Here is a 15,168-nt window from a genome sequence, read left to right on the forward strand (position 1 = left end):
CCCGCAAAGAGGTCATCGATGTTTGAGAATTTTTCTGAAATGATGCTGCAGCTGTTTGCCACGTCCTTGTGGGAAACGCTGATCATGGTCGGTATTTCTGGCGTGGCCGGCGCGCTGATCGGCATTCCGCTGGGCGTGTTCCTGCGCCTGACGGACCATGGCGGCATCCTGCAAAACGGCGCTGCCAACAAGATCGTCGGCTGGCTGGTGAATGCCGTGCGCTCCACGCCCTTCATCATCTTGCTGGTCGCCATCATCCCGTTCACCCGCTTTATCACTGGCTCGTCCATCGGCACGGCTGCGGCCATTGTGCCGCTGACCCTGGCTGCTGCGCCCTTCATCGCCCGCTTGGTCGAGACCTCGCTGCGTGAAGTGGACCATGGCCTCGTCGAAGCGGCGCAAGCCATGGGCGCAACCTCCTGGCAAATCGTCTGGAAGGTGCTGCTGCCCGAGGCGCTGCCTGGCATTGTTGCGGGCCTCACCATCAGCTTTGTCTCGCTGACTGGCTACTCGGCCATGGCCGGCGCCATTGGCGGCGGCGGTCTGGGCGATCTGGGTATCCGCTATGGTTACCAGCGCTTTCTGCCGGACATCATGCTGGCGGTGGTGGTCATCCTGATCATCTTTGTGCAGCTGGTGCAAAGCCTGGGTGACTGGGCCGTGCGCCGCCTGAGCCACAAGTAATCCGCTGCCTCAAGCAGCCGCCAAAGCCCATGTGCCCTGCCCATGGGCTTTTTGCTTGGGGCCAGCGGCGGCTGTCACCCAAGGGCATTGCGCGCTCTGGGCTCTGCCTACAATGGCGCATTGCCCACGCCTTGGAGACTGCCATGAATGCCGCCTTGCCCACTGCCACCGCACATGCCTTGCCACTGCAGGCGCTGGACCCCGCGCAATGGCTGCGGGCCAAGCCCTTGCTCGACGAGAACTGGATCCACGCCCACCCGGTGCTGGCGCGGGCCTTGCCGGTGGTGCTGGCCCGCGATGTGGGCCAGGACTGGCACAAGGCCGGCACCTTTCGCCACCATTTGCTGGGGGTGACGCGGACCTTGCAGCTGTGGCAGCAGCCGGAAGATGTCAAGCTGCTGGGCCTGCTGCATAGCGTCTACGGCAATGCCTTTGTGGACCTGGTCAAGTTCGATGCCAGCAGCGAGCGCAGCCAGCTGGCCGCCCTGGTGGGCGCGCCTGCCGAGCAGCTGGTCTACGAGTTCTGCATTCTCTCGCGCGCCCAGTTTGTGCAGAAGGTGCTGGCTGGCGCCATCGAGCCCGATGGCGCCGTGCTGCTGGACCACCAGGGCGCGCCGCGCAGGGTCGAGCCCTATACCGTGGCCGCCTTCATCATCGTCAGCATGGCCGACACCATCGAGCAGTGGTTCAGCTGGCAGGACGATATCTTCTCCAGCTTTCCGCAGGTGCCCCAGCGCCCGCAAAAGGCGCACTGGATGGCATCGCTCTGGCCCGGCCCGATGCGCCCCAGCGGCCGCATGCTGTCGCAGATAGCCAGCCTGGGCCTGGCCTTGCAGCACCCGGCCTTGCAGGGCCTGCTGCCCACGCCGCCGGTGTTTGCCAACTGCAGCCAGGGCCTGAGTCCATCGGCCGATGCAGCGGCCGCGTCGCTCTACTGGTCGGTGATCCAGCAGGACCAGCCGCTCACGGACCTGGATGTGGCCACCGGCGTGCTGGAGCAGGCCGTGCAGCTCAACCCCTGGGTGGGCGAGCCGCAGATGGTGCTGGCCCAGCTTTACCTCAGCGCCGGGCGCGAGGCCGATGCGCTGGCCGCTGCCGACAGCGCGCTGCAGTGCTTTAGCCAATGGGGCAATGCCTGGGACAAGCGCGTGCAATGGGATGCCTGGGTCGCCTGGACCCGCATCCTGCAGCAGCACGCCAGGAACGGCAACTGGCCCGAGCGCCTGGACAAACTCAACAACGTGGCACTACGGCCGGAGTAAAACGCGCCCCGGCAGCGGCGGGCGGGTTGTAAGCAAATGGCAAAAAGTTCTTTGTTGCGTTGCAAAATCGGGCGTACAGTTCGGTATCGCATTTGAAAGGTATCGCTCCCGTGCAAAAACGTACATTGCTGCAATCCGTGCTGGCCCTGGCTTTGGCCGCCGGTGTCTCTGGCGCCGCAGTCGCACAAGACAAGGAAATCAAGATCGGTGTGACCGCTGGCCCGCATGGCCAGATCATGGAGCAGGTCAAGAAGATCGCCGAAAAAGACGGGCTGAAGATCAAGGTCATCGAGTTCAGCGACTACATCCAGCCCAATGCCGCGCTGCAGTCCGGTGAGCTCGATGCCAACAGCTACCAGCACAAGCCCTACCTGGACGCCCAGATCAAGGACCGGGGCTACAAGTTTGTGGCCGCCGCCGACACCGTCAATTTCCCGATCGGTATCTACTCCAAGAAGATCAAGAAGATCGAGGACTTGAAGGAAGGCGCGCGCTTTGGCCTGCCCAATGACCCGACCAATGGTGGCCGTGTGCTGCTGCTGCTGCAGGCCAATGGCCTGATCAAGTTGAAGGAAAGCGCTGGCCTCAAGGCCACGCCGCTGGATGTGGTCGAGAACCCCAAGAAGCTGCGCTTTGTCGAGCTGGATGCCGCTCAGCTGCCGCGCTCGCTCGATGACCTGGACGCCGCTGCGATCAATACCAACTTCGCGATCTCGGCGGGCCTGAACCCCAAGTCCGACGCGATCGTGGTCGAAAACGCCAAGAACCCCTATGTGAACATCCTGGTGATCCGCGAAGCGGACAAGAACCAGCCCTGGGTGGCCAAGCTGGTCAAGGCCTACCACAGCGAGGAGATTCGCAAGTTTGTCGACACCCAGTTCAAGGGTGCGGTGATGCCTGGCTTCTAAGCGACTCTAGGCACAACAAAAAGCCTCGCGGTTTAGGACTGCGAGGCTTTTGCTTTTGAAGGGATCGGCTTCACCGCTTTAACTGCGTGCCGGTTTGGCCTTGGCGCGTTTGCTGCCGGGCACCACGGCCTGGATCGCTTCTGCCGGCAGCGGCTCGACCTTGACGATGGCCAGCGACATATTATCGCCCGAGCCCGAGGCGCGCATGCGGGCGCGCTCGATCAGGAACTGGCTGGCTTCGCGTGGCGAGAGCAGGCGGGTGATCGATGACAGCTCATCGGGCGAGAAGTAATGCCAGATGCCATCGCTGCAGGCCAGGAGCACATCGCCTTGCTTGAGCATGGGGATGCGGTGGTGGATCAAGGGGGGGTCATCGGCCGTACCCAGGCAGTGCAGCAAGATATTCGATTGCGGGTGGTAGCGCGCTTCTTCCAGCGTGATCTGGCCCTGGTCGACCAGGGTCTGCACATAGGAGTGGTCACTGGTCTGGTAGAGCAGCTGCCCATCGCGGAAATGGTAGATGCGCGAATCGCCCGAATGCACCCAGGCGCAGGCGCTGTTGGGCAAGATCAAAAAGGCTGCAATGGTGCTGTGGGGCTCCTGCTCGGCGGCAATGGCCACCAGGCGGATCAGCAAATGGGCTTCGCGCACCAAGTTGCCCAGCATTTCTTCGGCGTTGTCGGTCTCTGGCGAGTAGCGCTCAAACACCTGCTTGGCCGTCAGCATGACCTGGTCCGATGCCGCACGCCCGCCGCTGCGGCCGCCCATGCCATCGGCCACCACGGCCAGCACGCAGCCCTTGGCGCGCGGGTGGGCGAGCATGATGACCTGGTCCTGCTGGTAGGGCCGGTCGCCTTTGTGGAGGCCGGTAGCGGCAGAGAGGCGGTAGCTGGTGCTCATGCGCGGGGGGGGGCTGGGCAAGTGGGGTGGCGAAGGGGGAATCATAGAGCAGATTGCCCGGCAGGCCGCCAAAGCATGCCGGGTGATGCTGCCAACCGATGTTTGTATACCAACGCCAGGGGCGTTGCGGGGCAGTACGCGGGGGCGGGGCGCTGAACGCGCTAGACTGCCATGCCCCCGAAACCCGTCTTTTTTGATGCCTTTGTCCGTCGCCATTGCTAGCGATAGTGCCCCTGATGCCCCGCTGCGCCTGCGTCCGCAGCAGGAGCAGATGATCGCGGCCATCGAGGCGGCCTGGGCCCAGGGCCAGCGGGTGGCGATCGAGGCGCCTACCGGCACGGGCAAGACCTATGCCTATCTGATAGCGGCCTTGGCGCGCCAGGAGCGCTTTGTGGTCAGTACCGCGACGCGCGCACTGCAGGACCAGCTGGTGGACCGGGACATTCCGGCGCTGCTGGCCCACCAGGGCCTGCAGCGCAAGGTGGCTGTGCTCAAGGGGCGGGAGAACTATGTCTGCCTGCAGGGCCTGGAGCAGGCGCGCAGCAAGCTGCAAGGCCGGCATGCCGGCGCGCTGGCCCAGGTAGAGCGCTGGGCGCAAAGCACCCAGGGCGGCGATCTGTCCGAGCTGGACGATATCAGCCATCTGCCCAGCCTCGTGCCGCACATCACCGCCAGCCATGACGAATGCCTGGGCCAGCGCTGCAGCCACTTTGAGCGCTGCTTCTCCAACCAGGCCCGGGCCCGCGCCGCGCAGGCCGATATTCTGGTGATCAACCACCATCTGTTTTTCAGCGAACTGCGCCACCGCCAGATGCTGGGCGTGAACCACGGCTTTGTGCCGCTGGCGCAAACCATGGTGATGGACGAGGCCCACCAACTGCAGGCCATTGGCCTCAAAGTGCTGGCCAAGGGCCTGAATGTCGGCGATATGCGCGACTACCTCCAGACGGTGGAGCGCGAGACCGGCCTGCATGCGCGCGGCTTTGCGCCCTGGCATGCCCTGCTGCAGCAGGTGCAGCAGGCCCTGGTGCAGTGGATGGAGGCCGAGCAGCGCTTGCTGGGCCCCGCCGATGCACCCACCGATGCGGCAAGCCGCTCCACCAGCCGCCAGGCGCTGGTCAACCTGCACAACCTGCTATCGGCCCTGGTCGCCGCCTTGCAAGGGGTGGCCGGCAGTGCGGCCGCAGTGGCCCAGCTCGCAGGCCAGGGCGATGTGATGCTGCAGGCCTTGCGCCAGTGGGCGCAGGGCGCGGGCCAGGATCGGGTGCGCTGGTGGGATTCCCCCGGTTTTGTGCGCGCGGGCCAGGGGGGCGACCTGCAGGCCCATGGGCGCTATGCCTGGCGCCAGGGCTTTCGCGAATCTCCCCTGTGGCTGTGGCAGGCGTTGCAGGCGCTGGGCCCCCAGGTGCAGGCCAGCAGCTGGCTGGGGCAGGGCGTGCAGCGCTGGCTGTTTACCTCGGCCACCTTGGGCGATGACGAGGCTCTGACCTGGTTTGCGCAAGGGCTGGGCTTGCGCAGCGACAACAGCGAAACTGGCGATGCGCCCATGCTTGCCAGCCTGCGTTTGCGCAGCCATTTTGACTGGGCGCAGCAGGCCCGGCTGGTGGTGCCCCAGGGCCTGCCCGGCACCGATGCAGCGGCTGCCGAGCGCGCGCAGGCACTGGCGCAATGGCTGCTACCACACCTCAGGACGTTGGGAGGCCGCTGCATGGTGCTGTGCACATCCACAGCCGCGATGGAGGCCTTGGCCCAGGCCTTGCGCCAGGGGCTGCAAGGCCAGGCCATCGGCGTGCTGCAGCAGGGCGAGCAGCCCAAGCGCCGCTTGCTGCAGGCGATGCGCGCGGCGCCCGGCGGCAAGGCCGGCAGGGTGCTAGTGGGTACCCTGGGCCTCTGGGAAGGGGTGGATCTGCCTGGCGAGGCGCTGCAGCTCTTGGTGATCGACAAGCTGCCATTTCCGCCGCGCCATGATGTGCTGCATGCGGCGCGCGTGCAGGCGCTGCGGGCTGCGGGTCGCGATGCGTTTGGGCGCTATGTGTTGCCCCAAACCGCTATGCAGCTGCGCCAGGGTGTTGGGCGGCTGATTCGGTCTGCCAGCGACCAGGGGGTGGTGGTGATTGCCGATGAGCGGCTGCACAGCCGCAGCTATGGCGCTGCCTTGCTGGCGGCACTGCCGCCGCTGCCCAGCCTGGATGACGCGGCCTTGCCGGCATTTTTGCAGGCCTTGGCGGGCACAGCGTCGCGCACATAAGAAAACGGCTGCTGCAAGTTCTGATCTGCAGCAGCCGCTTGGCTATCTAATAAAGCGCATCAAGCGCGTTGCATCACCACATCTTCCACCAGGGGCGCTCTTCCTTGCGGAAGCCATTGGCCAGCAGGCGGGTGTTGGGGTAGCTCGCTTCCAGCACACGCTTGGTGTCAGCGGCCATGTCGGCCATGTTCAGGCGCTCGTAGGACAGCATCAGGATGTAGAGCGCGTCCTCTTGCGCCGGCACTTCCTTGTAGTCGGCAATAGCGGCTTGCGCGCGGTTGACGGCGGCCACATAGGCGCCGCGCTCGTAGTAGTAGCGGGCGACATGCACTTCGTACTGGGCCAGCGAGTTGACGATGTAGCGCATGCGCTTTTCGGCGTCGGGTGCGTACTTGGACTCGGGAAAGCGCGTGGTCAGCTCGCGAAAGGACTCGAAAGAGTCCTTGGCGGCCTTCTGGTCGCGCTCGGACAGGTCCTGCTTGGACACCCAGGAGAAAAGACCCAGGTTTTCGTTGAAGTTGACGAGGCCCTTGAGGTAGAGCGCATAGTCCACGCCTTCGCTCGCCGGGTGGAGCTTGACAAAGCGGTCCAAGGTGGCAATGGCCTGGGCCTTTTCACCGCTCTTGTACTGGGAATAGGCCTTTTCCAGCTGGGCTTGCTGCGCCATCGCGGTGCCGGCGGCGCGGCCTTCGAGCTTTTCATACAGCGGAATGGCCTTGTCGAACGAGCCGGACGACGCCTCGTCACGCGCTTCCGAATAAATCTTGTTCGGGCTCCAGCCGGCGGTGGGATCCACATCGGTCGATGAACAGCCTGCCAGCAAAGCGGCAAGTGCTACGGAAGCGATAGCGGGAACCTTCGATTTGGGGTACGCAAACAGCATTTTTGGCTTGAAATCCATGGACGGAAAGCTGAAAAACTGCGTGGGGCGGCAAAGCCCGCCACGCAGCGGGGCAGCCCGTGCCGCGCCCTCTGATCTGGGCCATTGTAATCGGCGCGCAGCCCGCTGCCGCAGAGCCGGACTTGTCGCCTGTAGGGCTGTGTAACATTCCGCGCCAGATATGCCATGGTTTGCAGCGGCGGTGCTGCGGCTTTCCTACAATGCAGGGATATGTTCGTACACCTTCGCATCCATTCCGAGTTTTCCATCATCGACAGCACCAATCGCGTGGGCGATTTGATCAAGTTTGCTGCGGGTGATAGCCAGCCGGCGATGGCGCTCACCGACCTGAACAGCCTGTTTGGCGCCATCAAGTTTTACAAAGCCGGGCGCGGCGCAGGTGTCAAACCCCTTCTGGGCGCCGAGCTGGCGCTGGAGCCCGAGGTGGCCGGTGGCCCGCTCTCACGCATCATCGTGCTGATCCAGAGCCAGCAGGGTTATCTGAATCTGTCCGAGATCCTCGCGCGCATCTGGATGGCCGATACCGTCAAGGCCCAGCCCCAGTGCACCTGGGCCTGGCTCGAGGAGCTGTCCGAGGGCCTGATCGTGCTGTCGGGCGCGCAAGCCGGGCCCGTGGGCCAGGCGCTGATGCGCGGCGATGAAAAGGCCGCCCGTGGTGTGGCTCTGCGCCTGGCCAGCCTGTTTCCGCATCGTTTCTATATCGAGTTGCAGCGCGCTGGCCGCGCCGATGACGAAAGCCATGTGGCCGCTGCGGTGGCGCTGGCTGCCCACCTGAAGCTGCCGGTGGTGGCCACGCATCCGGTGCAGTTCACCAAACCGGCCGATTTCGAATCGCACGAGGCCCGCGTCTGTATTGCCGAGGGCGAGACCTTGGGCAACAAAAAGCGCGTCAAGCGCTTTACCCGCGACCAGTACCTCAAGACCGCTGCCGAGATGGAGGCCTTGTTTGCCGACCTGCCCAGCGCCATTGCCAATACCGCCGAGATTGCGCGCCGATGCAGCGTCACCCTGCAGCTGGGCAAGTACTTTCTGCCCGATTTCCCGACGCCCAATGGCATGCCGATCGACGAGTACTTCCGCCAGGCCTCGTTCGACGGGCTGGAAGACCGTCTGCAGTTGCTGTTCCCCAACGCGGCCAAACGCGAGGCCGAGCGGGCCAAGTATGTCGAGCGGCTGGAGTTTGAGCTCTGCATCATCTTGAAGATGGGTTTTCCCGGCTACTTCCTGATCGTGGCGGACTTTATCAACTGGGCCAAGAACAATGGCTGCCCGGTGGGCCCGGGCCGGGGATCGGGGGCAGGTTCGCTGGTGGCCTATGTGCTCAAGATCACCGATCTGGACCCGATCCACTACAACCTGCTGTTCGAGCGCTTTCTGAACCCAGAGCGCGTCTCGATGCCCGACTTTGACGTGGACTTTTGCCAGGCCAACCGGGACCGGGTGATCGACTATGTGAAGGACCTCTACGGCCGCAATGCGGTGAGCCAGATTGCGACCTTTGGCACGATGGCCGCGCGCGCGGCGATCCGCGACGTGGGCCGCGCGTTGGACATGAGCTATGGCTTTTGCGATGGCATCTCCAAGCTGATCCCGAACAAGCCGGGCCTGCATGTGACCTTGAAGTACCCGCCCAATCCTCCGAAGGACGGCGACAAGTACACCTATGCGATCAAGGAAGAGCCGATCCTGGCCGAGCGCATCGAGAAGGAAGAGGACGTCAAGACCCTGATCGAGATGGCCCAGAAGCTCGAAGGCATGACCCGCAATATCGGCATGCACGCCGGGGGCGTGGTGATTGCGCCGGGCAAGCTGACCGATTTTTGCCCGCTCTACCAGCAGCCGGGCAGTACCTCGGCAGTGGCCATGTATGACAAGGACGACGTCGAGGCCGTGGGCCTGGTCAAGTTCGACTTCTTGGGTCTGGCGACCTTGACGATTCTGGAGATCGCGCGCGAATTCATCATCAAGCGCCACAAGGGGCAGGAGAACTTCAAGTTCGAGGAAATCCCGCTTGACGACGCCCGCACCTACCAGCTCTTTTCGGCCGGCAAGACCGAAGCCGTGTTCCAGTTTGAATCGCGCGGCATGCAGCAGATGCTCAAGGAAGCCAAGCCCAGCCGCCTGGAAGACCTGATTGCGCTGAATGCGCTCTACCGCCCGGGCCCGATGGACCTGATCCCCAGCTTTGTGGCACGCAAGCACGGCAAGGAAGTGGTGGAGTACCCGCATCCGCTGGTCGAGAAGGTGCTGTCCGAGACCTACGGCATCATGGTCTACCAGGAGCAGGTGATGCAGACCGCCCAGGTGCTGGGCGGCTACAGCCTGGGCGGCGCCGACTTGCTGCGCCGCGCGATGGGCAAGAAAAAGGTCGAGGAGATGGTGCAGCACCGTGCCACCTTCCGAGAAGGGGCCTCCAAGATCGGCATCGACGAGGCCAAGGCCGACGAAGTGTTCGATTTGATGGAGAAGTTTGCCGGCTACGGCTTCAACAAGTCGCACGCTGCTGCCTACTCGCTGCTGGCCTACCACACCGGCTGGCTCAAGGTGCACTACACGGCGGAGTTCTACTGCGGCAATATGACCGTAGAAATGGACAACACCGACAAGCTCAAGGTGCTGTACGAAGACGCGCTGAAGATGGGCGTGACCTTTGAAATGCCCGATGTGAACCGGGGCCACCACCGCTTTGAGCCGGTGACCGACAAGGTGATCCGCTACGGCCTGGGCGCCATCAAGGGCACCGGCCAGGCCGCCATCGAGGCGATAGTGGCCGCGCGCGAAGGCAAGGGCACGGGGCCGCAGGGCGATACCAAGGGCCCGTTCAAGAGCCTGTTTGACTTCTGCCTGCGCGTGGACCGCAGCAAGCTCAACAAGCGCACGGTCGAGGCGCTGATCAAGGGCGGTGCCTTTGACAGCATCCAGCTCAACCGCCGCGCCTTGATCGAATCGGTCGATGTCGCCTTCGAATTTGCCGCCACAACCCATGCCAATGCCAACCAGGGCGGCCTGTTTGACATGATGGGTGATGACGCCGTGGGATCGAGTACCCAGGAGCCGCCGCTGGCCGATGTGCTGCCCTGGGGCATCAAGGAGCGCCTGGTGCAGGAGAAGACCGCCATCGGTTTCTACCTCTCGGGCCATTTGTTTGACGAGGTGGAGCTGGAAGTGCGTCAGTTTGTGCGCACCCCCATCTCCCAACTCAAGGACAGCCGCGAGCCCCAGACGGTGGCGGGCATCATCAGCGAGCTGCGGATCATCAACGGCCAGCGGGGCAAGATGGTGCTGTTCAAGATCGACGACAAATCATCGGTCATTGAGGGCTCGATCGACGAAGCCACCTGGAGTCGCCACAAGGAGCAACTCAAGGACGACGAGTTCGTCATCCTGAGCGCCCGCGTGGGTTTGGATCGCTTCAGCGGCGGCCTGCGCGCCAAGGCACAGCATGTCTGGGGCCTGGCCGAGGCCCGGGCGCGCTTTGGCCGCTACCTGCTGGTCAACACCGACCGCCACCAGCCCGATGTTGCGCGGCTGATTCAGGAGTTTCCCGCAGTCGAGGAGCACACCGACGAAGGCCTGCTGCGCCACGGCCTCAAGATCCGCCTGGGCGTCGTCTGCGGCCAGGGCCAGACGCGGGCCGGGGTGGAACTCAACCTGGGCGATGCCGCACGCTTTTTCCCCAGCGACCAGGCCATGGCGGCCTGGTCCCAGGAAGCGGGCCACGAAGCCATCAAAATCGTTTACGAAAGCATGGCCTAGTAACGGTTTTGCCCGGGTTGAAAATACGCGGCACCAGCCTTTGCTGGCGCCGCTGTATTGAAGTTCATAAAAGCATCACCATCTTTGTCCATGTGGAAATTTAGCCTTATAGAATGATCTCAATGGCCACGAAACCTGTTGTTCCTCCCTCGCCGAATCTGCCTGCAACGCCCCAACCTCCGGAGGACGGCGGGGGGGCGCTGGTGGTCGAGCGCATCGCCCAGCGGGTGGAGCCACCGAAGATGTACCAGGTGGTCATGCTCAACGATGATTTCACGCCAATGGAGTTTGTGATTGAGGTACTGCAGCATTTTTTTGGCAAGAGCCGCGAAGCGGCCACCCAGATCATGCTGAAGATCCACCTGGATGGGAAAGGTGTCTGCGGGGTGTACTCGCATGAAATCGCCGAAACCAAGGTGGCGCAGGTGATGGATGCCGCCAACGGAGCGGGTCACCCGCTTCAAGCCGTATCGGAGCCTGTTGAATAACGGAATCTGGTCCTCATCTAGAAGCAAGTTGAGTGTATTTGGCAAGCAATAAAGGAGTTTCAAATGATTGCTCAGGAACTGGAAGTCAGCTTGCACATGGCTTTTGTCGAAGCCAGGCAGCAGCGCCACGAATTCATCACCGTGGAGCATTTGCTGCTGGCCTTGCTGGACAACCCGAGTGCTTCCGAGGTGTTGCGCGCATGCTCTGCCAATATCGACGACCTGCGCGCGTCGCTGACCAATTTCATCAAGGACAATGCCCCGCAGGTGGCCGGTGAGGACGAGGTGGACACCCAGCCCACCCTGGGTTTCCAGCGCGTGATCCAGCGCGCCATCATGCATGTGCAAAGCACCGGCAATGGCAAGAAGGAAGTGACCGGCGCCAATGTGCTGGTGGCCATTTTTGGCGAAAAAGACTCGCATGCCGTGTACTACCTGCACCAGCAGGGCGTCACGCGCCTCGATGTGGTCAACTACATCGCCCATGGCATCAAGAAGAATGACACGCCCGAGCTGCCCAAGTCCGAGTCCAGCTCGGATGCGGAAGAGGTGGGTAGCAACAACGCCGAGCGCGCTGAAAAGGCCTCGCCGCTGGAGCAGTTCACCGTCAACCTGAACCAGCAGGCCAAGGATGGCAAGATCGATCCGCTGATCGGCCGCCAGTACGAGGTCGAGCGCACGATCCAGATCCTGTGCCGCCGCCGCAAGAACAACCCGCTGCTGGTGGGGGAGGCCGGCGTGGGCAAGACGGCGATTGCCGAGGGCCTGGCATGGCGCATCACGCAAGAAGATGTGCCCGAAGTGCTGGCCGAGGCCACCGTCTACTCGCTGGACATGGGCTCGCTGTTGGCGGGCACCAAGTACCGGGGTGATTTTGAGCAACGCTTGAAAGGCGTGCTCAAGGCCTTGAAGGACAAGCCCCATGCGATCTTGTTCATCGACGAGATCCACACCCTGATCGGTGCCGGTGCGGCCTCGGGCGGCACGCTGGATGCGTCCAACCTGCTCAAGCCGGCGCTGTCGAGCGGCCAGCTCAAGTGCATCGGTGCAACCACCTTCACCGAGTACCGTGGCATCTTCGAAAAAGATGCCGCGCTGTCGCGCCGCTTCCAGAAGGTCGATGTGGTCGAACCGACCGTGCCCGAGACCATCGATATTCTGAAGGGCCTCAAGTCCCGCTTCGAAGAGCACCACAACGTCAAGTACGCGGTGGCCGCTTTGCAGGCAGCCGCTGAGCTGTCGGCCAAGTTCATCAATGACCGCCATCTGCCCGACAAGGCGATTGACGTGATCGATGAGGCCGGTGCCGCGCAGCGCATTCTGGCGCCTTCCAAGCGCAAGAAAACCATTGGCAAGACCGAGATCGAAGAGATCGTCGCCAAGATCGCCCGCATTCCGCCGGCCAACGTCAGCAATGACGACCGCGGCAAGCTGCAGACCCTGGAGCGCGACCTGCGAAGCGTGGTCTTTGGCCAGGACAAGGCCCTCGAAGTGCTGGCTTCGGCCGTCAAGATGGCGCGTTCCGGCCTGGGCAAGGTGGACAAGCCGATTGGTTCGTTCCTGTTCTCGGGCCCCACGGGTGTCGGCAAGACCGAAGCTGCCAAGCAGCTGGCCTATATCCTGGGCATCGACCTGATTCGCTTTGACATGTCCGAGTACATGGAGCGCCATGCGGTCTCGCGCCTGATCGGCGCGCCGCCCGGCTACGTCGGTTTCGACCAGGGTGGTCTGCTGACCGAGGCGGTGACGAAGAAGCCCCATGCGGTGCTGCTGCTCGACGAAATCGAGAAGGCGCATCCGGATATCTTCAATGTGCTGCTGCAGGTGATGGACCACGGCACCTTGACCGATAACAACGGACGCAAGGCCGACTTCCGCAATGTGATCATCATCATGACCACCAATGCGGGCGCCGAGACGATGAACAAGGCCGTCATTGGCTTTACCAACCCGCGCGCGGCGGGCGACGAGATGGGCGACATCAAGCGCCTGTTCACGCCCGAGTTCCGCAACCGGCTGGACGCCATCGTCAGCTTCAAGCCACTCGACGAGCAGGTCATTTTGCGCGTGGTCGACAAGTTCCTGCTCCAGCTCGAGCAGCAACTGGCCGAGAAGAAGGTCGAGGTCACGTTCAGCGACAAGCTGCGCAAGCACCTGGCCAAGACCGGCTTCGATCCGCTGATGGGTGCGCGGCCGATGCAGCGTCTGATCCAGGACACGATCCGCCGGTCGCTGGCCGACGAGCTGCTGTTTGGTCGCCTGACCGATGGTGGGCGCCTGAGCGTCGACTGGGACGACAGCAACGCCGACAAGCCCGAGGTGATGCTCGACATCCAGCCGCTGCCCAAGAAGGAGCGCGCCAAGCAAGAGCCGGCCGAGCCTGAAGAGGAAGTCGCCGCCGATTGAGGCCCCCGCGCCTTGAGGACAAAGACAGCCGCTCCATGCGGCTGTTTTTTTGCGTGGGACTGTCACGGTGGCAGGCTACACTGGGCAGTCCCCTCAACAGGAGCGCGCTGCTGTGGCGTCCCTCTCTCCGTATCTGACCAAGGAAAACATCGTCGCGCTGCTGTCCGTGATCTGGCCGATCTACCTCGGCGTGGTGGGTATCTGGATTCTGATGCAGCGCCGCGCGCCGGTGGCCACCTTGGGCTGGCTGCTGTCCATGGGCTCCTTGCCCGTGGTGGGGCTGATCGTGTACTACTTCATCGGCCCGCAGCGCATGAAGCGCCAGCGCATCAAACGCCTGCGCGCACGCAACAAAAACCATGTGCGCGAGACCACGCGCCGCATCCGCGACGGCCAACCCGAGGCACCTGCTCAGCTGCGCGAGATGGTCAAGCTGGTCGAAGCCACCTGCGGCTTCCCGATCACCTCGGCCGAAAGCGTGGAGTTGCTGAGCGGCGGCGCCGCCACCTTTGACCGAATTCTGGAAGACGTGGCCCAGGCCCGCCACCATGTGCACCTGGAATACTATATTTTCGAGCCCGACCAGACCGGCACGCGCCTGCGCGATGCGCTGGTCGAGCGCGCCAAGGCGGGGATCAAAGTGCGCATGCTGGTCGATGCGCTGGGCTCCAAGCGCGTCAACCGCAAGTTCATCGCGCCCTTGCTGGAGGCGGGCGGCGAGTTTGCGGTCTTCCACCCCACACGCATCGGCAGGCGCCTGCGCCCGGTGATCAACTTCCGCAGCCACCGCAAGATCCTGGTGGTGGACGGCCAGATCGGCTTTACCGGCGGCGTCAATATCACCGATGAAGAAGACCGCCGCGTCAACACCAATGCCTACCACGATGTGCACCTGCGCATGGCGGGGCCCATCGTCACCTGGCTGCAGACCACCTTCTTGGAAGACTGGGCCTATGCGCTGGAGAAGTCGGCCCAGGACATGCCTGCCAACCTGGACTTGCTGCTGCCCGATATGCCCGATGGCCCCCATGCGATGCAGCTGGTGAGCTCGGGCCCGGACAACCCCACCGAGCCCATCCACCGCGCCCATGTCGCCGCCATCCAGTCGGCCACCGTGCGGGTCTGGCTGACCACGCCTTACTTTGTGCCAACCGAGCCGGCCATGTATGCGCTGACCAGCGCTGCGCTGCGCGGCGTCGATGTGCGGCTGCTGGTGCCGGAGAAGTCCGATTCGATCTTTGTGACGGCCGCTGCCCGCTCGTACTACGAGGAGCTGATCAGCGCCGGTGCCAAGGTCTACGAATACAGCGCGCGCATGCTGCACTCCAAGACCTTGGTGGTCGATGACAACCTGACCATCATCGGCACGGCCAACTTTGACAACCGCAGCTTTCGCCTGAACTACGAGGTCTGCGCGATTGGCTATGGGCCGGAGCTGAACGCCCGGCTGCAGGACCAGTTCAACACCGACCTGATGCGTTCCAAACAGGTGGCTTCGCGCCGCAAGCAGCGCTTTTTGCCCCGGCTGGGGGATTCGATCGCGCGCTTGTTCTCGCCGCTTCTGTAGTTGCGGGCCCACGTTGCTCTGCGGCAGTGACCGGAGCAGGCATACTAG

At 63.4% G+C, this 15,168-nt stretch carries 10 protein-coding genes; 8 read left to right on the forward strand and 2 right to left on the reverse strand.

The window, feature by feature from the left end; all coding sequences use genetic code 11:
• The first annotated feature begins 18 nt into the window (after positions 1 to 18).
• The 3 genes from WH367_RS18630 to WH367_RS18640 all read left to right on the forward strand — a co-directional run bounded on the left by WH367_RS18630 (position 19) and on the right by WH367_RS18640 (position 2,854).
• A complete protein-coding gene (locus WH367_RS18630) occupies positions 19 to 684 on the forward strand; it encodes a methionine ABC transporter permease (RefSeq protein ID WP_021025822.1) in 666 nt (221 codons plus the stop codon).
• 143 nt (positions 685 to 827) lie between these two features.
• Positions 828 to 1,946 carry a DUF6817 domain-containing protein gene (locus tag WH367_RS18635; RefSeq protein ID WP_339521236.1) on the forward strand — a complete coding sequence of 373 codons (1,119 nt, stop codon included), beginning with the start codon at positions 828 to 830 and terminating at the stop codon, positions 1,944 to 1,946.
• Between the two features lie 110 nt (positions 1,947 to 2,056).
• Positions 2,057 to 2,854 carry a MetQ/NlpA family ABC transporter substrate-binding protein gene (locus WH367_RS18640; protein WP_339537177.1) on the forward strand — a complete coding sequence of 266 codons (798 nt, stop codon included), beginning with the start codon at positions 2,057 to 2,059 and terminating at the stop codon, positions 2,852 to 2,854.
• Positions 2,855 to 2,932: 78 nt separating this feature from the next.
• Here the strand turns inward: WH367_RS18640 and WH367_RS18645 are convergent, their stop codons facing one another.
• Positions 2,933 to 3,754: a PP2C family protein-serine/threonine phosphatase gene (locus WH367_RS18645; RefSeq protein ID WP_339537178.1), complete on the reverse strand. Its 822-nt coding sequence runs from the start codon at positions 3,752 to 3,754 to the stop codon at positions 2,933 to 2,935.
• A 196-nt stretch (positions 3,755 to 3,950) separates the two neighbouring features.
• Between WH367_RS18645 and WH367_RS18650 the strand changes: the two genes are divergently transcribed.
• Positions 3,951 to 6,002, forward strand: a complete 2,052-nt coding sequence (locus WH367_RS18650) for an ATP-dependent DNA helicase (RefSeq protein ID WP_339537179.1) — start codon at positions 3,951 to 3,953, stop codon at positions 6,000 to 6,002.
• A 73-nt stretch (positions 6,003 to 6,075) separates the two neighbouring features.
• Here WH367_RS18650 and WH367_RS18655 read toward each other — a convergent pair whose 3' ends face one another.
• The gene (locus tag WH367_RS18655; protein WP_116924449.1) at positions 6,076 to 6,885 is read right to left on the reverse strand and encodes an outer membrane protein assembly factor BamD; all 810 of its coding nucleotides are present in this window, start codon (positions 6,883 to 6,885) and stop codon (positions 6,076 to 6,078) included.
• A 228-nt stretch (positions 6,886 to 7,113) separates the two neighbouring features.
• On the opposite strand from WH367_RS18655, the gene dnaE reads away from it, so the two are divergent.
• The 4 genes from dnaE to cls all read left to right on the forward strand — a co-directional run bounded on the left by dnaE (position 7,114) and on the right by cls (position 15,120).
• Positions 7,114 to 10,659, forward strand: a complete 3,546-nt coding sequence (dnaE, locus tag WH367_RS18660) for a DNA polymerase III subunit alpha (protein WP_339537180.1) — start codon at positions 7,114 to 7,116, stop codon at positions 10,657 to 10,659.
• A 113-nt stretch (positions 10,660 to 10,772) separates the two neighbouring features.
• Positions 10,773 to 11,147 carry an ATP-dependent Clp protease adapter ClpS gene (gene clpS, locus WH367_RS18665; RefSeq protein WP_021025816.1) on the forward strand — a complete coding sequence of 125 codons (375 nt, stop codon included), beginning with the start codon at positions 10,773 to 10,775 and terminating at the stop codon, positions 11,145 to 11,147.
• 63 nt (positions 11,148 to 11,210) lie between these two features.
• Positions 11,211 to 13,553 (forward strand): ATP-dependent Clp protease ATP-binding subunit ClpA, encoded by a 2,343-nt coding sequence (gene clpA, locus WH367_RS18670; protein ID WP_021025815.1) that lies wholly within the window; start codon positions 11,211 to 11,213, stop codon positions 13,551 to 13,553.
• 112 nt (positions 13,554 to 13,665) lie between these two features.
• Complete coding sequence (gene cls, locus WH367_RS18675; protein ID WP_339521240.1) at positions 13,666 to 15,120, forward strand: cardiolipin synthase; 1,455 nt, start codon at positions 13,666 to 13,668, stop codon at positions 15,118 to 15,120.
• Positions 15,121 to 15,168 lie beyond the last annotated feature (48 nt).

The organism is Comamonas sp. MYb21, assembly GCF_037479395.1.
GTDB lineage: Bacteria > Pseudomonadota > Gammaproteobacteria > Burkholderiales > Burkholderiaceae_C > Comamonas.